This window comes from Variovorax sp. OAS795, from assembly GCF_040546685.1.
GTDB lineage: Bacteria > Pseudomonadota > Gammaproteobacteria > Burkholderiales > Burkholderiaceae_C > Variovorax.
The window spans coordinates 2332827-2352330 of sequence record NZ_JBEPOH010000001.1; the positions used below are offsets into that span (position 1 = coordinate 2332827).

Below are 19504 nucleotides of genomic sequence, written 5' to 3' on the forward strand. Positions count from 1 at the left end.
AGGGCCCTCGGGCCCCTGTGCCGACGACTAGGCGCGCGGCACGTCGGCTTCTGCGATGCCCTCGGCCTTGGGCAATAGGCTCACCGACCAATGGCCGCCTTGCTCCTGCTGAGGCGCCAACAGGTCATAGGTCTTGACCATGTTCAACAGTCCCGAGTGGCCATAGGTCTGAGGCGAGAAGGCCGGGTCGGTGCGCTTGAGGTACTGGCCCAGGACGCCCAGGCCGACCTTGCGTTCGGAGGTGTCGCTGGCGAGCAGTGCCACGGCCTCGACGAGGAAGCGTGGCCGGCGCTTCGGCGCCGGCTTGGGCGGTTCCTGCTTCGGTGGCTCGGCCTTAGCCGGCTCCGCTTTCGTGGTGGGCTTCGGCGCGGCCTCGACCGCTGCTTCCGCCGGTGGGTCGGGGCGTGTCCATTCGAAGAACTGGTCGCTCGCGTTGCGCAGGGCGTCGGGCGCCTCGGGTCAGAGATCGGCGGAATTCAACAGCCGGTAGTTGCACCGTTCGGTTTTCTCTTTGGACACTGGATGCAGTGACCTAGGCGACAGGCTCGGCCGGCGGGCTTTGCCATCATCATGGATTTGTCCGGAACCCCCCACCGAATACACGGAGACTTTCATGACCTCGCCTTTCTCCTCTGCAGCCCCGCGCCTGTGCGGCCCCCTGCGCCAGCCGCGCCAGATGCTGGCTGAGCAAAAGTACGACGACCACAAGTCCATCCACGACGACGCCATGGCCGAGACTCTGGGGCTACGGGCCGGGCCGATCGAGGGGCCGACGCACTTCAGCCAGTTCGACCCGCTGCTGTTCCATCTGTTCGGTATGGCCTGGTTCGAATCCGGCTGCATCAGTGCCCATTACCAGAACATGGTGGTGGGCGGCGAATCGGTGCGCGCCTTTGTCGACCTGCCCGCACCCGGCGCCACCTTCGTGCGCCTGCATGCCGAGAAGGCCGACGGTACGCCAGTGCTGATCGGCACCGCGTCGGTGGGTGCTGCTTCGCAGCACCCGCACGAATTGCCCCAGCGCATCGCAAAACTGCGTGCGCCCACGGCCCTGGTCATCAACCGTGACCTCCGTGTGGGACAGCGTGGCGCCGCCGTGGAGAAGATCCGAATGGACTTCGAACAGCACATGGGCGACCACTATCCATTCACACTCGCTGACAAGCTCAAGGTCATTACGGAGCCCTGCGATTGGTACACGCCCGAAGGCGGCAAGCACTCGCCCTGGGGCCGGCCGATCATCCCAACCGAGATGATCAGCGTGCTGCTCGGCGCCACCCTCGGCGAGGCGCAGCTTGGTGGCCGCAAGCCGGCGGTTGGCCTGTTCGCCGGGCAAGAGATCCGCCTGATCAAGGGGCCGCTCTTTGTTGGCCAGGACTACGAGCTGGATCGCGAGATCATCGCTCTGAGCGAAAGCGCGCGCACAGAGTCCGTATGGGTGCGAACCAAGGTCTATGAGATCTCGTCGCGCACCCTGGTGGCCGAGATGATTCTGAATGGCGCGACGATGAAAGCGTCATATCCGAACTATGAAGCCGAGGCTGGCGAGCTCGGCCTGGCCTGAGAGCACTATAAAAAAGGACGGTCCCTCCCACGCGTCCTGCACCCCATCGCAAAGCCGCGCCATCTCGTATGCATACCCGCGCATCGAGGCAAAAAAGAGGACTCTTGAGGTCCCCTTCTTTAGCTATTTCTTGTTCGCGACCGGCGTGACGAAGGTAAGGGGCTCGCAGTGTCTAACGACATGTTGTTGGCACGGCTGTTCCGTAGCGCCGCGGTGCCTGTCAAGCCCGAGAGGGTTGGCGCCACGGCTGGGATTGATTGCGCACACCAACCCGATATCTGCGACGTTGATTGCGCAAACATCGCATCGCTGCCGTTGGACCTGGTGCAGCTCTTCGCGGCTTGCTTTGTTTGCGTCATCATCGCTATGCGCAACGCAAAAGTGGAGGCCGGAAAACTGCTGATCTGCGCGATTTCCAAGGTCACCGGGCTTCTTGCTGGTCCAAGCTGAGCCGATCGGACATGAAGTCCAGAAAAGCGCGGATCTTGCTGGGCATGCCCTTGCGGCCGAGCACCAATGCGGTGGCATGCATCGAAGGGCTCTCCCAATCCTTCAGTACTCGCTGCAGCCGCCCCGATCGCAGGTCGTTCGCACACATCACGTTCGGCAGCATGCTCAGCCCCACGTGGCCGATCGCCATCTCCCGCGCAATCGAGATATTGTTGACAACGACCTTGCCCTCAATATTCGCAAACCGGTGCGTGGCCTCGTTGCGCAGGGTCCAGATGCCGTCCGCGCGCTGCTGCGTCGTGATGATGCAGTCGTGCCTGTGCAGTTCGTCCACCGATAGCGGCACGCTGCGGCGTTTGAGGTACTCGGGGCTCGCGTACACCCCACGCGTGATCGTGGCTAGTCGGCGATAGGTCAGCTCGGTGTCCTTGAGTGGCCCCAGTTGGATCGTCAGGTCGTAGGGGTCTTCCCGGGGATTCACGGCCCGGCTGTTCACATCGACCTCCAGCTCAAGCTCGGGGTATGCCAGCACGAACTCGGCAATGGCCTTGCCGATCCACGACACCCCGAAGTCGATGGGGATGCTGACCCGCAGCGCGCCGCGCATGGTCGTTTGCAGCTGCAGGGTATCGACGCTCGCTTGGGCCACCTCGTCCACGACGCGTCGGCAATGCTCATAGAACCGAGCGCCGATTTCCGTCGTCGTCAGGCGGCGCTGTCCCTTCTTCAGCAGGATCGTGCCCACGTTCTGCTCGAGCTGCGTGAGCTTGCGGCTGATGGTCGACTTGGGCATTCCGAGTTCAAGCGCCGCGCGCGTGATGCTCTGCGCGTTGACCACGTCATAGAACAGTTGGAGCGAGTTCAGATCGAGTTTGTCGGTCATGGCGTGTTGTCTGTCGGCATCGAGGCAGGCGCGAGGTTAGTCGACAACGCTGCCGCTGCGCGGCTTTAGCGTTCCATGTCTGGAACGCCCGGTCCACATCCGATGCTATTCGGAACGCTGGCCGCTTCCTAACATCGCCGCAAAGAGAGATACCGAGCGCAGGCCGCAGGGCCGGTGACGCGCCATCCAACTCAAGAACGGAGACAACCAGTGAACAACTATCCAATTTCGCGACGGGCGTTGCTGAGGGCCGCATCGGCCTGGGCGCCGGCCTCGGTGCTGGGCGTCGGCCTCGCATCCGCGGGCGGCGCCAGCGCCCAGGCGGGCCTCAAATGGGCCAACCTGTCGCCCGGCTTCACCACGCTGCTGACCGACTACATCGTCGCCAAAGGTCTGGACAAGGCGAACGGCTTGCCGCTGGGAAAACCGACCGCGTACACGGCCGTCACCACCTACTACAACGACTTCGTCGCCGGCAACTACGACGTGTGCATCGGCAGTTGGGATACCTTCGCCTCGCGCTACATCGCAGGCGTGCCGATGCAGTACGTGTGCTCCGTGACTACGGGCAACATGATCAACATCGTCACGCAGGCCAAGGGTCCGGCGACGATCCAGGACATCAAAGGGAAAACCCTCGCCGCACCGCAGTCGACCGGCACCTACCGGATGATGCGCGCCGTGGTCAAGGAACTCGCGGGCATCGACCTCGAGACCTATGCGGTAGTGCAGAACGTGGACAACCCCGCCGCCTCGGTCACCTTGGTCATGGCCAACCGCGCGGACGCCGGCCTGACCTGGGAGCCCAATGTGTCGGTGGGGCTCAAGCGCGTGCCGGACATGCGCGTGCTCTTCAACGCGGGCGAGGAGTATCGCCGCCGCGTCAACCTCGACCTGCCGTACTTCGGCGTGGCCGTTCGCAAGGAGGCCGTCGCCCGTGACCCCCAACTCGTCGCTCGACTGAACAAGGCCTTTGCCGAGTGCATCGAGGGCATCAACGCCAGAACGCAGGAGGCCGTGACCATCGCCGGCGCCAACTCGGGTATTCCCGCGGACGTGCTGACAACGGCCATTGCCTCGAAACGGCTCGAGTTCAAGCACGTGTCGATGCAGAACGAGCAGGGGCGCCGCAGCATCCTCTCGGCCAACGAGTTCCTGGTGCGCAACGGCGCGCTCACGAAGCTGGTCGACAACGGCTTCTTTGCGGCATGAACGGCATGAAGCACGCAGAACTCCCCGCCGGCGCCGCGGCGCCTGAAGGCCCACCACGCGCACCGGTGACCACGGCGACGATGGCAAAGGCGCCCAAGGTGGCGAACGGGCGTGACCGCAGCGAATTCAAGGCGCTGGCCGTTGTCGTGGTGCTCATCTGCGCCGCAATGGAAGTCGCGAGCTGGTACGTGCCCGACTATGTGATGCCCTCGCCGCAGGCCATCGCCAAGGCGCTGGGCCAGCTACTCACGACCGACTTGCTCCATGTGGCCATCACGTTGGGCCGTTTGTGCGTAGCGATCTTTTTCTCTGCGATTGCAGGCGTCGCCATCGGGCTGCTGATGGGCACGTCCAAACGGGTGGGGCCGTACCTGAAGGCGCTGGTGGTGGTCGATACCGGCATCCCTGCGCTGTCATGGATGCTGCTCGCCGTGTTCTGGTTCAAGGACCCGGAGGCGCGGATCTTCTTCATCCTCACAGTGATCCTCCTGCCGTTCTATGCGCTGAACGTCTACGAGGGCGTGCGGGCGCTGTCAACCGATTGGGTCGACATGCTGGAGAGCTTCCGCCCGACGCGCTGGCAGATGCTGCGTTACCTGGTCGCGCCGCACATCGTTCCCTACATCTTCCTGACCACCAAGTCGGTGATCGGCTACGCGATCCGCATGGTGATCTTCGCGGAGCTGGTGGCTTCGGCCTTCGGCATCGGGTCTCGCATGAGCTTTGCGCAGTCGACCTTCCGCATCGATCAGGTGCTGGCCTGGACCGTCCTGCTGGTGGCGCTCAACTTAGTGATCCAGTGGCTCGCCACCATGGCAGAAACGCGCTTACTGGGCTGGCGCAAGGAAGTGAAGGTGCGCTGATGACAACGACCATGAATACACCCGTTGCCATCATCGAGCTGTGCGACGTCAGCAAGCGCTTCGGCAGCCATACCGCCATCGACCATCTCTCGATGGTGGTGCGCGAGGGCGAAACGGTGGCCTTGCTGGGGCAGACCGGAGCTGGCAAGAGCACCGTGATGTCGCTACTTATGGGTACGTCCTCGGCCGACGAGGGCTCGGTGCAAGTGGCCGGCGTCGACCCGGCAGTCGATTTCACCGCCTTGCGCGGCAAGCTCTCCGTGAGCTTCCAGACCGACCGCCTGCTGCCTTGGCGCACTGCGCGCGAGAACGTCGAGCTGGGCCTGCTGCTGCTCAAGCGCCCCAAAGCCGAAGCACGCCAGCGCGCGCAGGAATGGCTGGAGCGCGTGAAGCTGGGCGATGCGGCGCACAAATACCCATCGGAGCTGTCGGGGGGGATGCGCCAACGGGTGTCGCTCGCGCGCGCCCTGGCCGTCGATCCGGCGCTGGTGCTGCTTGACGAGTCGTTCAGCCAGCTTGACCACGTGACCTCGCAGACGCTGCGGCGCGACTTCGCGGAGATCGTGCGTGAGCAGCGCAAGACCTGTGTCTTTGTCACCCACCGCATCGAGGACGCGCTCGAGATTGCCGACCGCATCCTCGTGCTCGCAGCCCCTGCGCGCGTCTGCCTCGAACTCGCGATCAGCGCCGAACAGCGCCAGGACGCGCAATGCATGGCGCACATGCACCGCCAGGTGGAGCGCGCCATCGGCGGCGAAGCGCCGCTGGCTTCCCCTATCTCCTCAACACACCACTAGTAAGAAAGCGGATCCTCAAAATGAGCTACCAGGACATCATCGTCGAGCAGGTAGAAGGCTGGTTGGAAATCACCATCCACCGTCCCGAGAAAATGAACTCGTTGCGCGAGACCACGGCCGAGGAAATCCTCGACGCACTGGGCGAGGCGGAGTCGAACCGCGAGATCGCCGCAGTGATCCTGCGCGGCAGCGACAAGGCCTTTTGCACTGGCATCGACACCAGCGAATTCACCATCGGCGACAACGAGTACTTCGACTTTTATCGCAAGCGCCGGCGCTCGCGCAAGGTCAACGAGCTGTTCCGTTCGCTGCCCGGCTACAGCAAGCCCATCATCAGCGCCATCGAGGGCTTCGCGCTCGGCGGCGGCCTGGAGCTGGCCTTGGTCGGCGACATGATCGTCGCCGGCGCCAACGCCAAGTTCGGCCTGCCGGAGATCCGCCTGGGTCTGATGCCTGGCGGCGGCGGCACGCAAACGCTGCCGCGCCTCATCGGCCCGGCGCTCGCCAAGGAACTCATGTGGACCGGCCGGCGCATCACCGCGGCTGAGGCGCGCGAGTACCGCTTGGTCAACCACGTGACTGAGGCCGGCAAGGCGATCGACAAGGCGCGCGAGCTGGCACGCACCATCGCCGGCAACGCACCGCTGTCGGTGATGTTCACCAAGGCCGTGATCGATCGCGGGATGGACCTGCCGCTGGCCGAAGGCATGGCCGCCGAAGGCGACGTGTCCTTCATGCTGTATTTCACCCAGGACCGCCAGGAGGGCTTGAGTGCCTTCCGTGAGAAGCGGACCCCCGATTTCCGAGGAGAGTAAGAGATGAAGAAGAGAGACATCGTGATAGGCGGCTACGCCGAGACCGCCATCGATTTCAAGACCGGCCGCAGTGCCTACGACCTGGCGGGCGAAGCGCTCGACCAGCTGCTGGAGTGCACCGGCATCGACAAGAGCGAGATCGACGGACTGTCGGTGACCACCGCGCTGTCGGAGGCGCAGAACCCCTTCTTCGCGGTCTACATGACCGAGGCACTGGGCATCACGCCGACCTGGCTGAACTACGGCGGCATCGGCGGCTGCTCAGCCACCGGCGGCGTGGCGCGCGCCATGTCGGCCATACGCGACGGCATGTGCAAGCTGGCGGTCGTGATGTCGTCCGACGCGCCCAGCTCCGACTGGCGTTCCAACTACGGTGCTTACCGCAGCGAGTTCCAGGACCCGCCCGGCGTGCAGGGCCCACCCGCGACCTTCGGCCTCTTGATGAGCCGCTACATCCACCAGTACGGGCTCGACCCCGAGGCGCTGGGCAAGATCGCGATCACCCAACGCGCCCACGCTTTGCACAACCCCAACGGCTACAAGAAGTTCCAGAAGGAACTCACGATGGAGGAGTACCTGAAGTCGCGCGTCATCTCCGACCCGCTGCGTGTGCTCGACAGCGTGATGTTCTGCGACGGCGCCAACGCCTTCATCGTCACCACCGAGGAGAACGCCAAGCGCCTCGGCCTGAAGAAGATGGTCTATCCGGTGGCCTACGGCGAGGTCACCAACTTCAACGGCGCCGACCCGCTGGCCGACATCACCCTGTCCGGCTTCACCAAGATTGGCCCCGAGGTGCTGCGCAAGGCCGAACTTGCGCCCAAGGACGTGCGCATGTTCCAGCCCTACGACGACTTCACCATTGCCGTGATGATGCAGTTCGAGGCCTTCGGCTTCTGCGAGCGTGGCGAAGGATCGGCCTACACGCTGCGCACCGACCTGTCCTTCAACGGTGACCTGCCGCTCAACACCGGCGGCGGCCAGATCTCGGCCGGCCAGCCCGGCCTGGCCAGCGGCGGTCTCAACCTGGCCGAAGCCGTGCGGCAGATGTTCGGCGAAGGCGGCAGCCGCCAGGTGCCAGACCCGCGCAACGCGCTGGTCACTGGCATCGGCGTGATCCCTTACGGTCGCAACTGGGGCACCAGTTCGGCCTTGGTCCTGGAGGCATGAAAAACATGAGCGATACCACCCCCACCACCGCCCCGGCCGCGCCGGTCCGACCCGTGCCGAAGCAGGGCGTCTACGTCGACAGCAAGCCCTTCTGGGACGGCATCGCGCAAGGCAAGCTGGTGCTGCAGTACTGTACCGTCGCAAAGCGTTTCCAGCACTACCCGAAGCCGGTCAGCGGCTTCACCGGGCGCCGCACGCTCGAGTGGCGCGAAGTCGCCGGCACCGGCACCATCTACGCCTGCACCGTGGTGCGCATTCCCGGTCCGGGCGTCGAAGGCCGCATCCCGCTGTGCGTCGCAACGGTCGAGCTCGACGAGGGCGTGCGCATCATCGCCAACGTGCTGAACTGCGCGCCGGCGGATCTGGCGATCGGCAAGCGCGTGAAGCTGGCGGTGGACCATCTGACGCCCGAGCAGCCATACCCCGCCTTCGAACTCGCCTAGGAGCACCATGCGTCTCGAACACTTCATGGCGGCGCACGCCCTGCGCACGCCGGCGAAGCCGGCCGTGGTCGTGGGCGCGCAGCGCCTGAGCTACGGCGAGTTGCTGTCGAGCTCGCGCTCTCTGGCCGCTGGGCTGCGGCGCGCCGGTGTGGTCCAGGGCGACCGCATCGTCGTGTACCTGCCCAATTGCGTCGAATTCGTGCAAATCATGTACGCGGCCTTTTCGGTCGGCGCCACGGTGATCCCGGTCAACACCCGCAACACCCCGCGCGAGTTGGTTTATTTTGCACAGGACAGCCAGGCCCGCGTGCTGGTGTTTCATGCCGAGAGCGCCGAGGCGATCGAAGCGCTGTCGGCCGAGTTCATGGGCATCCGCCGCGTGGCGGTGGGCGGCGACGTGGCCGGCGCGGAGTCGTTCGAGATACTTCGAACCCACTCCGACGAGCGCCTGCCAGAGCTCGCGCTGTCGCCCGACGACGCGATGATCCTCTACACCTCGGGCACGACCGGCAAGCCCAAGGGCGCGGTCCTCACGCACGCCAACTTCGTGATTGGCAACGCCTTCGTGAACGCGGTGGAGTGGGGCGTCACGGCGCACGACGTGTTCCTAGTGACCACGCCGCTGGCGCACCGCACGGGCTTGGCCCGGCTCATGAACTCGATGTGCCTGGGCGCCAAGCTGGTGGTGATGGAGCGTTTCGACGCGCAGGCCGCGGTCGAGACCATCGAGCGCGAGCAGGTTAGCGCTGCGGGCATGGTGCCCACCGTGGCCCGCATGCTGATGCCGGTGCTCGAGAAGGAGGCCGCGCGCTGCGCCAGCCTGCGCCACATCATCGTCACTGGCGAGGCGTTTCCGGTGGAGCTCAAGCGCCGCATGATCGGCTATCTGCCGCAGGCGCGGCTGCATTCCTTCTTCGCGATGACCGAGGTCGGCTCGGTCACAGTGCTCGACCACGAGGAGCAGTTCACCCACCCCGCGTCAGTGGGGCGCGTCACGCCGGGCGTGCAGGTCAAGCTGGTGGACGACAAGGGCCAGCAGGTGTCGGTAGAAGAGGTGGGCGAGATCCTTGTTCGCTCGGGCGAGGCCGGGAGCTTTACCACCATGAAGGGCTATTTCGGGCGCCCCGACGCCACCGCTGCGACCATCATCGAAGGCTGGGTCCACACCGGCGACATGGGCCGCTTCGATGTCGATGGCTACCTCTACATCGTCGATCGCAAGAAGGACATGGTGCTCAGCGGCGGCTTCAACATATACACCAAGGAGGTCGAGCAGGTGCTGATAGAGCACGCCGAGGTGGCCGATGCCGCGGTGGTGGGCGTCCCCGATGAGATCTTCGGCGAGGCGGTGACCGCGTTCGTTGAGCGCCACCCGGGCTGCACGCTGAGCGAACAGGCGCTGCAGGAGCACACGAAATCCCGTATTGCCAGCTACAAGAAGCCCAAATACGTCTTCTTTGTCGATGCACTTCCGCGAAACGGCATGGGCAAGGTGATGAAAGCCGAATTGCGCGAGATGGCGCTGGCGCGTTTGGCGCCGCGCGTGGTATGAGCGGCACCGCGGTGCCGTGGGACACGCAGGCAGCGCACTGGATCGGCGGCCAGTGGCTGCCTTCAGGCCGCGCCTTCACGTCGATCAATCCGGCTGACGCATCCCTGCTAGGCCAGGCGCCGGATGGCGGCGTGACCGAGGCGCAGGCCGCGATTGACGCGGCGCGCCACGCCTTCGAGACCACCCCCTGGCGCCACAGCCCGAGGCTACGGGCGCAGGTGTTGCTGGACATGGCGGCGCGCCTCGCTGCCGATGCAGCATCGCTGGCGCTGCTGCTGACGCTGGAAAATGGCAAGGTCCTGCGCGAGTCGGCCGGCGAGGTCGAGGGCGCGGCTTCGGAGCTGCGCTACTACGCGGGCATGGCCCGCAGCGCGGCCGGCCGCGTGGTCGAGCCGGCACCAGGTGTGCGCTCGCTCATCACGCATGAAGCCGCGGGTGTAGTGGCGATCATCGTGCCGTGGAACGCGCCCCTGATCCTCTTCGTGCGCTCGCTCGCGCCGGCCCTGGCGGCCGGCTGCACGGTGGTTGTCAAGGCGGCGCCGCAGGCCGCGCTCTTCATGCACCGCGTGGCGCAGCGCATGGCCGAGACCGAGGGGCTGCCGCCTGGCGCGATCAATATCGTGCACGAGGCGGGCAGCGCCGTGGCGCAGGCTTTCGTCGCCTCGCCGGGCATCGACGTCCTGAGCTACACCGGCAGCACCGCCGTGGGCAAGGCCATCATGGCGGCGGCCGCGCCGCAGCTCAAGCGCCTGTCGCTGGAGCTTGGCGGCAAGGCCCCCTGCGTGGTGTGCGAGGACGCCGACCTTAGCCTCGCGGTGCGCGAGATCCTCGCCGCCGGCGTCATCCTATCGGGACAGCAGTGCACTGCCGCCAGCCGGGTGCTTGTGCACCGCCGTGTGTATGCGGTTTTCCGCGATGCCATGGCGTCGGCCATGCGCGCGCTGTGTGTGGGCCCAGGTCACCTCGCCGAGAACGCGATGGGGGCAGTGATCGATCTTGCGAATCGCGACCGCATCCTGCGCCTGGTCGACGAACTGGGTGAGCGCCACCGTCTGGTGGTACGAGGGGGGGCCGTGCGGGGTCTTCCCAGGCACGGTGCCTTCGTGTCGCCCACCCTGGTGGAAGTCGACGACCCGCAAACGCCCGCCGTCCAGGACGAACACTTCGCGCCATTGATGACCTTGGAGGTCTTCGACGACGATCGTGGCGCGGTCGCGCTGGCCAATGCCACGCGCTTCGGGCTGGGCGCGAGCGTGTGGTCGCGCGACAACGCGCGCGCGCAGCGCATCGCGCGCGAGATTCGCTGCGGCACCGTATGGATCAACGCGCACAACAAGCTCTTCGCGGAAGCGGAGGTCGGTGGCTACAAGGAAAGCGGATTCGGCCGGCTTCACGGCGCCGAAGGCATGCACGACTTTCTTGAAATCAAACACGTCTACCAGGAGATCGGCAGCCTCTGAGGCCGCCGTCATTGCCAAGATGCTCAGACCCGAATCAAACGCCGATGCGGCCTTCCGGAACGAGGTACGTGACTGGCTCGCGACCCACGCGCCCGACGCGCTGCGCCACCGGACCTTTCGGCCGCTGCCGATCGAGGGTATGCCCTGGTACCGTGCGCTGTCGCAGCGCGGCTGGATTGCGCCGCATTGGCCGCGAGCGCACGGTGGCATGGGTGCCAGCGCCGTTCAGCAGGTGATCCTCATGGAGGAAATGGCACGCGCGGGTACGCCCGACTTTCCGACGCAGGGCCTGAACCACATCGGCCCACTGCTCATCGCGCGTGGTACGCCGGCGCAGCAACAACGCCACCTGCCGGCCATTCTTTCAGGCGACGCCATCTGGTGTCAGGGCTATTCGGAGCCGGGGGCGGGCTCGGATCTGTCGAGCCTGCGCACGCGCGCCGAGGTGCGCGGCGGCCCGGACGGAGACAGGCTCGTCATCAACGGCCACAAGATATGGACCACCTGGGGCCACCATGCCGACTGGATGTTCGCGCTGGTACGCACTACCACTGCCGGCAAGCCGCAACACGGAATCACCTTCGTGCTGATCGACATGAAGACGCCGGGCATCCGGCGCCGGCCGATCCGCACCATCGCGGGCGACGACGAGTTTGCCGAGGTGTTCTTTGACGACGTGGTAGTGCCGCTCGACAATATCGTCGGAGAGATCGACAAGGGCTGGCAGGTGGCCACCGCAGTGCTGAGCGAGGAGCGACTGCGCATTGGCTCGCCGGCCCAGGCTCTGCGTGCGCTGGAGCGCTTGCGCATGATGCTGCGCGCCACGCCTGCGGACCGCGTGCCGCCCAGCGTGCATGAAGCCGCCGCACTGGTTGAGGTGGAGGTCGAGACGCTCATTGCCGCTTATCTGGAAGCGGCAGAAGCCGCCGAACAGGGCATCGCAGCTGACAGTTCGTACCTGAAATTGCTGGCCACGGATGCCGTGCACCAGTTGCTCGACCTCGTTCAGCGCGTGGCGGGACCCGCCGCCGCGTTGCGAGACCCGGTTCGCCGGGGTGAGGACCTGCTCGATGCCACCGAGATGTTCTTGCAGGCACGCCGCCTGGGCATCTATGGCGGGAGCAGCGAAGTGCAGCGCAACATCATCGCGACGCGGGTGCTCGGCCTGCCGGTTGCCGGAGCCCAATCATGAATGCCGAACACAGCGCGTCCCTGCGCATGATTGCCGAGAGCGCCGCGGACGCCGCTGCTTCGTTCGGCGGCCCGGCACGGGCACGCCGGGTGCACGAAGGCGAGCCGGTGTGGGAGCCTGCCACATGGAAAGCGATGTCTCAACTCGGTTGGCTTGCGATTGCGGTCCCCGAATCGGCGGGTGGCCTGCAGCTGGGGGCGCCAGCGCTGTGCGTGGTTGCCGAAGAAGGTGGCCGCGCGTTGCTGGCGCCGCCGCTCACGATGGGCATGGCCGCCGGTGCGGTGCTGGCCGAGGCCGGCGAGATCGCCGCACCGACGTTGCGGACGCTGATCGAGGGCTTGGCGCATGTCGTGCTGGTGGATGCCGCCGAGTCCGCCGATGCCGACCTCGCGGCGCATTTTGTACCCGACGGCGACGCGGCCGCGCACTGGCTGGTGGCTTGCGGACTGGGGCACGAGTTCAGTGCGCGGCTGCTGGAGCCCGGCGCACCTGGTGTTGCGCTTACCGTGCGCCACGCCGTGGATGGCAGCCGCTTGGCCGATCTGCACGTCGGCCGGGCCACCTGGACCGATGCGCCGCAGGTGCTGTCGGGCATTGCGGGCGAGGCCGTCTGGCGACACGGCCGGCACCTCGCGTGGCTCGGCGATGCTGCCTACCTCTGCGGCCTGATGGACGCGGCCCTTGCTCTCGCGCTCGACTACCTGCGTCTGCGCCGTCAGTTCGGCGTGCCGATCGGCAGCTTCCAGGCGCTGCAGCACCGTGCCGCAGCCTGCCATGTCGACGTGACCGCCACGCGCGCGCTGGTGCACGAGGCAGCGCGCGCGACCAGCACCCGCAAGGAAGGCTGGGCTGCCGCGGCCGCCGTGCATCGCGCCAGCGCTGCGGCGCTGCGGGTGACTAAAGAGGTGGTGCAGTTCCATGGCGCGATCGGCTTTGCCGATGAGCACGACGCAGGCCTGTACCTGCGCCGCGCCATGACCATCGGCGCGCGCCATGCGGGCGCGGCACTGGCGGCGTTGCAATGCCGCTGAGACAAACGAGAACACCGAGGAGACAACGGAAGTGAGCTACCCGACGATCGTTTTTTCAGGACGTACCTTCACCGCCGAATGGATGGAGGCCGAGGTCGAACGCCTGTGCGCCGGCCTAGAGGCGGCCGGCGTGGCGCACGGGCAGACCGTGGCCATGATGATGCGCAATTGCCCGGCCTATGCGGCGCTGATCCTGGCTTGCCGCCGCGCAGGCGTCTATTTCGTCTCGCTCAACTGGCATTGCAAGCCGCCTGAGGCGGCCTACATGCTTGAGGACAGCGGCGCCGCGATGCTTTTCGTGCATGACGAACTGCTCGCGCAGGTGGTGGCCGGGGTGCCGACCGGCGTGGCCATCGTCGCCGTGCCGGCCGACGAAGAAAGCCCGCAGGCCGACGCCAGCGGCCGCGCCGTGCGCTGGATCGAGTTCGGCATCGGCGTGCCGCCGATGGCAGCGCGCCCGCGCCTGCACTTCGGATCGGTGCAATACACATCGGGCACCACCGGCAAGCCCAAGGGTGTGCGACGGCTGGCGCTCGCGCCGCAGGAGCGCGATGCGCTGGAGCTAGAGTCGCGCCGAATTGGCCGGATCGCCTCGGGAATGGCACCGGGCGTGACCGCGATCCTGTGCGCGCCCATCTATCACAGCGCCTCCACCATGTATCTGGTACAGGCTTGCGACGCCGGGGCCACACTGATCCTGGAGCCCACCTTCGACGCGCTGCGCACACTCGAACTGATCGAGCGGCACGCCGTCACGCACGCCTACCTGGTGCCCACCATGTACCGCCGGCTGCTCGCTCTGAGCGATGCGCAACGCGCGCGTTTCAACGTGGCCACGTTGCGCCACGTCACCTCCACCGGCTCGCCCTGCGCGCCTGACGTCAAGCGCCGCATGATCGACTGGTTCGGCCCTGTCATCACCGAGGCCTACGGCGCCAGTGAAACCGGGTACGTGACCTTCATTGATTCGCCCACCTGGCTCGCCCATCCCGGCTCAGTCGGCCAGGCACTCGGCCCGGCGCGGCTGCGCATCGTCGATGACCAGGGCCGCGAGCTGCCCCCGGGGCAGATCGGCGCCATCTACGTGCGCCAGCCGGCGCTGCCCGATTTCACCTACGTGAACAACCAGGCGGCGCGCGACGCGATGGAGCGCGACGGCCTGGTCGCGCTTGGCGATGTGGGGTACCTGGATGAGGAGGGCTTTCTCTACATCTGCGACCGGGGCAACGACATGATCATCTCGGGTGGCGTGAACATCTACCCGGCCGAGGTCGAGTCCGTGCTGCAGGGCTTGGCGGGGGTGGCCGACTGCGCGGTGTTCGGCATTCCCGACGAGGAGTTCGGCGAGAGCGTGGCCGCGGCGGTGCAGCTGCGCCCCGGCGCCCAACTCGATGCGGCCAGCATCCAGCACTTCCTGCGCGCGCACATCGCCAACTTCAAGGTGCCGCGCGTGATCGAGTTCCATGCGCAGCTCCCGCGCGAGGACACCGGAAAGATCTTCAAGCGCCTGCTGCGCGAACCGTACTGGCGCGAGCAGACCCGCCGCATCTGAAACATCCTTTGGCCGATGCGCGCCCGCACGGACGCGCACCGTCGGCATGCCCGTCCAACCGATTCCAGGAGTCTTCGCATGGCGCTTCCACAGGTTCTTTCACTACGGCTTCGGCTGCCGCTGATCGCCTCGCCGCTGTTCATCATCTCGACGCCCGAACTCGTCATCGCGCAATGCAAGGCAGGCATCGTCGGCTCGTTCCCGGCGCTCAACGCGCGGCCCAAGGAAGAACTCGCGAACTGGCTGCAGCGCATCACCGATGCGCTTGCGGTGCACGACCACGCGCATCCTGAGCAGCCCAGCGCGCCCTTTGCCGTGAACCAGATCGTGCACCGCTCGAACGACCGGCTGCAGCACGACCTGGAGGTGTGCGCGCGCTTCAAGGTGCCGATCGTCATCACCTCACTGGGCGCGCGGCCGGAGGTGAACGACGCCATTCACGCCTATGGCGGCATCGTGCTGCACGATGTCATCGACAACGCGTTCGCACGCAAGGCGATCGAGAAGGGCGCCGATGGGCTGATTGCGGTGGCGGCGGGGGCGGGCGGGCATGCGGGCACGCAGTCGCCCTTTGCACTTGTGCAGGAAATACGGCAGTGGTTCGACGGCCCGCTCGTGCTGTCGGGCGCCATCGCCAGTGGCCGCTCGATCCTGGCAGCGCGCGCGATGGGCGCCGACCTGGCCTACATGGGCTCGGCGTTCATCGCTACCGAGGAGGCCAACGCTGCGGCGGCCTATAAGCAGATGATCGTCGACAGCGCGGCGCGCGACGTGGTGCACACCAACCTCTTCACCGGCGTTCACGGCAATTATCTGCGCCCTTCGATCGTCGCCGTGGGGCTCGACCCCGACAACCTGGCGGACGGAGACGTCAGCAGCATGAATGTCGGCTCAGGCCGCATGAAGCCCAAGGCCTGGAAGGACGTTTGGGGCTGCGGCCAGGGCATCGGCGCCATCGACCGTGTGGTGCCGACCGCCGTACTGGTCGAACGGCTGGCGGCCGAATACGACGCCGCGCTCGGCCAGATGCTGGGCCGTGAGGCCATCGCTGCCTGAGCCGCATCCATCGAATCAACAGCAGGAGATAAAAAATGAAGACTAATACTTCCTGGACGCGGGCCGCGTTGCGGGCTGCCCTGGGCCTCGCCGCCGCAGTGTCGCTGCAGGCAGCGGGCTGGGCGCAGCAGGGCGCCCCCGCTACCCCTGGTGCTGCCATGCTGACCAAGCCCGCGCGCATCGTCGTCACCGTGCCGCCCGGCGGGGGCATCGACACCATCGCGCGCCGGCTGGCGACCCGCATGGCGCCCGTGCTTGGCCAGCCCGTGATCGTGGAGAACCGGCCCGGTGCCTCGGGTGTACTCGGCGTGGACAACATCGTGCGCTCCGCGCCAGACGGCAGCTCGCTTATTCTGGCGGCGGGCTCCACCATCACCGTGCTCCCGCACCTGATGAAGAAGCTGCCGTACGATGCGACCAGGGACCTCACGCCGATCGCGCAAATCGGCGTGACGCCGCTCGTGATGCTGGTCAATGCCGACAACGTCGCGAAGACCATGGCCGAGTTCGTGACCGCGGCCAAGAGCAGCCCGAACACCATGAGCTACGGCTCCTACGGCAATGGATCGCTCGGTCACCTGATTGGCGAGGCCTTCAAGCATGCCGCGGGCGTGACCATGGTTCATGTGCCCTACAAAGGCTGCGCGTCGGCCATCAATGACCTGATCGGGGGACAGCTGAGTGCGGTTGTGTGCGACGTGGGGTCGGCCGCCGCCTTTCTGCAGCCCGGTAGCCGCCTGCGCGGACTGGCCATCACCGGCACACACCGCTTGGCGTCGTTCCCGACCATCCCGACCTTCCCCGAGGCCGGATATCCGACTCTCGGGCCGCTGGTTGGGTGGCTCGGCATCTTCGGGCCCGCGAACATGCCCAAGCCGCTCGTCGCGGCGCTGGTGAAGGATTTCGCTGAGGTGATGAAAACCGATGACATGCGCACCGCGCTCGCGCAGATCGGCTACGACATCGGCGACCCCTCGGCGGCCAATTTTGCAAAGACGGTGCAGCAGGACGGCGTGGTCTGGGGCCAGCTGATCCGCAGCATCGGCGGCATCACGCTCGAATAGTTAAAGAGGAGGTAACCATGCGCGAAGCAGTCATCGTTTCCACCGCCCGCACGCCGCTGGCCAAGTCCTTTCGCGGCGAATTCAACATCACACCCGGCCCCGAGCTTGCGGCGCACGCAGTCCGCGCAGCCGTGGACCGATCGAGCATCGACCCAGAGCGCATTGAAGACCTGATCCTGGGCTGCGGCTTTCCAGAAGGCACCACGGGGCGCAATGTCGCGCGGCAGACTGCCCTGCGCGCCGGCCTGCCGATCGGCGTGGGCGGCGCCACCATCAACCGGTACTGCGCCTCCGGTCTTCAGGCCATCGCGATGGCGGCGGGCAACATCGTCGTGGACGGCATGTCGGTCGTCGTGGCCGGTGGGGTCGAAAGCATCTCGCGCATTGCGCCGCGCGACCCGGGGCCCGGCGATGCCGATCCGTGGCTGCTCGCGCAACAGCCCGGACTTTTCATGTCGATGATCGAGACCGCCGACATCGTGGCCGCGCGCTACGGCATCACGCGCGAGGCGCAAGACCGCTTTGCGATGCTGAGCCAGCAAAAGACCGAGGCGGCACAGCGCGCGGGCCGCTACTCCGAGGAGATCGTCACCGTCACCGCCACCATGGCTGTGCAGGATAAGACCACCGGCGCGGTGTCGCACCGCCAGGCGACAATTGACGCCGACAACTGCAACCGGCACGGCACCACATACGAGGCGCTGGCGCGGCTACTGCCGGTTAACGGGCCCGATCGCTTCGTCACGGCCGGCAATGCCTCGCAGATGTCTGACGGGGCGGCCGCCTGCGTGCTGATGGAAGCGCGCGATGCCGAACGCGCCGGCTTCGCGCCGCTGGGGGCCTTTCGCGGACTGGCCGTGGCGGGCTGCGAACCCGACGAAATGGGCATCGGGCCGGTGTTCGCGGTGCCCAAGCTGCTGGCGCGCCACGGCCTCGCGATCGACGACATCGACCTGTGGGAGCTGAACGAGGCCTTCGCCTCGCAGTCGCTCTATTGCCAGCAGCACCTGGGCATTCCGGACGAGCGCCTGAACGTCGACGGCGGTGCCATCTCCATCGGCCATCCCTACGGCGTGACCGGTGCGCGCCTTGCTGGACACGTGCTCATTGAAGGGCGCCGCCGCGGCGCGCGCTACGCGGTGGTCACGATGTGCGTCTCCGGCGGCATGGGCGTGGCCGGCCTCTTCGAGATTTTTCGCTAGACCGACATGGACTTGAACTTCACTCCTGAAGAAGAGGCCTTCCGCGCGGAAGTCCGCGCCTTTCTGGCCGAGTACCTGCCGCCAGCGCTGCGCCGGCGGGTGGCCGAGGGTCGCACGCTTCGCAAGGACGAGATGCAACAATGGCATGCCATCCTGCAATCGCGTGGATGGCTCGCGGGGCACTGGCCGCGCGAGCACGGCGGACCGGGTTGGAACGCAGTGCAACGCTTCATCTTCGAGTATGAATGTGCGCTGGCGGACGCGCCACGCGTCGTTCCCTTCGGGCTCCTTATGCTCGGGCCCGTGCTGATCCGGTACGGCACCGAGTCGCAACAGCGCCACTGGCTGCCGCGCATCCTCGACGGCTCAGACTGGTGGTGCCAAGGCTACTCGGAGCCCGGCGCGGGCTCCGACCTGGCGGCGCTGAAGACCTCGGCGGTGCGCGGGCACGATGCAGCGGGCGCGCACTACATCGTCAACGGCCAGAAAACCTGGACCACGCTCGCGCAGTACGCCGACATGATCTTCTGCCTCGTGCGGACATCCAAGGACGCGCGCCGTCAGCAGGGCATCAGCTTCCTGCTGATCGACATGCGCTCGCCGGGCGTCGAGGTGCGGCCCATCGTCACGCTGGACGGCGAGCACGAGGTGAACGAAGTCTTCTTCACCGACGTGCGAGTGCCAGCGCACAACCTCGTCGGAGAAGAGAACGATGGTTGGACCTGCGCCAAATACCTGCTTACTCACGAACGCAACGCGGGCATCGGCTTTTCGGTGGCTGCGCTGCAGCGCCTGAAGATCGTGGCGGCAAAGGTCATGAGCGGCGGCCAGCCGCTGGACCGCGACCCGGCCTTCGCGGCGCGCATGGCGCGCGTGGAGATCGACCTGGAAAACCTCAAGACGACCAACCTGCGCGTGACGGCCGCTGTGGCCAACGGCGGCAGCCCGGGCGTGGAAAGCTCAGCGCTGAAGCTGCTCGGCAGCGAGATCCGCCAGGAACTCGCCGCGCTCGTCCGCCGCGCGGTCGGCCTGCATGCACTGCCGCACCTCGGCGATGCCGAAGCCTTGGCCGGCGCGCCCGCCGAATCGGTGAGCGCGGCCGCGCAGTACCTGAACAACCGCAAGCTCTCGATCTTCGGGGGCTCTAACGAGATCCAGCGCAACATCATCGCCAAGACGGTGCTGGGGCTATGAAGGA

Annotated in this window: 19 protein-coding genes; 17 read left to right on the forward strand and 2 right to left on the reverse strand. The window is 66.5% G+C overall.

Features of this window, described 5'->3' with window-relative positions:
• Positions 1 to 27: 27 nt before the first annotated feature.
• On the reverse strand, positions 28 to 264 hold the full coding sequence (locus ABID97_RS11295; protein WP_354398570.1) for an OST-HTH/LOTUS domain-containing protein: 237 nt from the start codon (positions 262 to 264) through the stop codon (positions 28 to 30).
• A gap of 349 nt (positions 265 to 613) precedes the next feature.
• Here ABID97_RS11295 and ABID97_RS11300 point away from each other — a divergent pair, with 349 nt between their 5' ends.
• Both ABID97_RS11300 and ABID97_RS11305 read left to right on the forward strand, forming a co-directional pair.
• Positions 614 to 1564, forward strand: a complete 951-nt coding sequence (locus tag ABID97_RS11300; RefSeq protein WP_354398571.1) for a hypothetical protein — start codon at positions 614 to 616, stop codon at positions 1562 to 1564.
• A 168-nt stretch (positions 1565 to 1732) separates the two neighbouring features.
• Positions 1733 to 2014, forward strand: coding sequence for a hypothetical protein (locus ABID97_RS11305; protein ID WP_354398572.1), 282 nt, complete (start codon positions 1733 to 1735; stop codon positions 2012 to 2014).
• Here the strand turns inward: ABID97_RS11305 and ABID97_RS11310 are convergent.
• The gene (locus ABID97_RS11310) at positions 1986 to 2897 is read right to left on the reverse strand and encodes a LysR family transcriptional regulator (protein ID WP_354398573.1); all 912 of its coding nucleotides are present in this window, start codon (positions 2895 to 2897) and stop codon (positions 1986 to 1988) included. The two genes, ABID97_RS11305 and ABID97_RS11310, sit on opposite strands and share 29 nt — an antisense overlap.
• Before the next feature lie 210 nt (positions 2898 to 3107).
• On the opposite strand from ABID97_RS11310, the gene ABID97_RS11315 reads away from it, so the two are divergent.
• From ABID97_RS11315 to ABID97_RS11385, 15 genes are all read left to right on the forward strand, one after another.
• A complete protein-coding gene (locus ABID97_RS11315; RefSeq protein ID WP_354398574.1) occupies positions 3108 to 4109 on the forward strand; it encodes an ABC transporter substrate-binding protein in 1002 nt (333 codons plus the stop codon).
• Between the two features lie 5 nt (positions 4110 to 4114).
• Positions 4115 to 4972 (forward strand): ABC transporter permease, encoded by an 858-nt coding sequence (locus ABID97_RS11320; RefSeq protein ID WP_354398575.1) that lies wholly within the window; start codon positions 4115 to 4117, stop codon positions 4970 to 4972.
• A gap of 11 nt (positions 4973 to 4983) precedes the next feature.
• Positions 4984 to 5769: an ABC transporter ATP-binding protein gene (locus ABID97_RS11325; RefSeq protein ID WP_354398576.1), complete on the forward strand. Its 786-nt coding sequence runs from the start codon at positions 4984 to 4986 to the stop codon at positions 5767 to 5769.
• Between the two features lie 20 nt (positions 5770 to 5789).
• A complete protein-coding gene (locus ABID97_RS11330) occupies positions 5790 to 6584 on the forward strand; it encodes an enoyl-CoA hydratase/isomerase family protein (RefSeq protein WP_354398577.1) in 795 nt (264 codons plus the stop codon).
• 3 nt (positions 6585 to 6587) lie between these two features.
• Positions 6588 to 7754, forward strand: a complete 1167-nt coding sequence (locus tag ABID97_RS11335) for a thiolase family protein (RefSeq protein WP_354398578.1) — start codon at positions 6588 to 6590, stop codon at positions 7752 to 7754.
• A 5-nt stretch (positions 7755 to 7759) separates the two neighbouring features.
• Entirely contained in the window at positions 7760 to 8197 is a 438-nt protein-coding gene (locus tag ABID97_RS11340) for a Zn-ribbon domain-containing OB-fold protein (protein WP_354398579.1), read from the forward strand.
• A 7-nt stretch (positions 8198 to 8204) separates the two neighbouring features.
• Positions 8205 to 9749 (forward strand): class I adenylate-forming enzyme family protein, encoded by a 1545-nt coding sequence (locus ABID97_RS11345; RefSeq protein WP_354398580.1) that lies wholly within the window; start codon positions 8205 to 8207, stop codon positions 9747 to 9749.
• Positions 9746 to 11209 carry an aldehyde dehydrogenase family protein gene (locus ABID97_RS11350; RefSeq protein ID WP_354398581.1) on the forward strand — a complete coding sequence of 488 codons (1464 nt, stop codon included), beginning with the start codon at positions 9746 to 9748 and terminating at the stop codon, positions 11207 to 11209. Before ABID97_RS11345 ends, ABID97_RS11350 begins: the two co-directional genes overlap by 4 nt.
• Before the next feature lie 19 nt (positions 11210 to 11228).
• A complete protein-coding gene (locus ABID97_RS11355; RefSeq protein WP_354398582.1) occupies positions 11229 to 12401 on the forward strand; it encodes an acyl-CoA dehydrogenase family protein in 1173 nt (390 codons plus the stop codon).
• Complete coding sequence (locus ABID97_RS11360; RefSeq protein WP_354398583.1) at positions 12398 to 13432, forward strand: acyl-CoA dehydrogenase family protein; 1035 nt, start codon at positions 12398 to 12400, stop codon at positions 13430 to 13432. The genes ABID97_RS11355 and ABID97_RS11360 overlap by 4 nt, the downstream gene beginning before the upstream one ends.
• Positions 13433 to 13463: 31 nt before the next feature.
• Positions 13464 to 14984: an AMP-binding protein gene (locus ABID97_RS11365; RefSeq protein ID WP_354398584.1), complete on the forward strand. Its 1521-nt coding sequence runs from the start codon at positions 13464 to 13466 to the stop codon at positions 14982 to 14984.
• 78 nt (positions 14985 to 15062) lie between these two features.
• Positions 15063 to 16040, forward strand: a complete 978-nt coding sequence (locus tag ABID97_RS11370; protein WP_354398585.1) for an NAD(P)H-dependent flavin oxidoreductase — start codon at positions 15063 to 15065, stop codon at positions 16038 to 16040.
• Positions 16041 to 16075: 35 nt separating this feature from the next.
• Positions 16076 to 17104 carry a Bug family tripartite tricarboxylate transporter substrate binding protein gene (locus ABID97_RS11375; protein ID WP_354398586.1) on the forward strand — a complete coding sequence of 343 codons (1029 nt, stop codon included), beginning with the start codon at positions 16076 to 16078 and terminating at the stop codon, positions 17102 to 17104.
• 17 nt (positions 17105 to 17121) lie between these two features.
• Positions 17122 to 18306 carry an acetyl-CoA C-acyltransferase gene (locus ABID97_RS11380; RefSeq protein ID WP_354398587.1) on the forward strand — a complete coding sequence of 395 codons (1185 nt, stop codon included), beginning with the start codon at positions 17122 to 17124 and terminating at the stop codon, positions 18304 to 18306.
• A gap of 6 nt (positions 18307 to 18312) precedes the next feature.
• A complete protein-coding gene (locus tag ABID97_RS11385) occupies positions 18313 to 19500 on the forward strand; it encodes an acyl-CoA dehydrogenase family protein (RefSeq protein WP_354398588.1) in 1188 nt (395 codons plus the stop codon).
• Positions 19501 to 19504 lie beyond the last annotated feature (4 nt).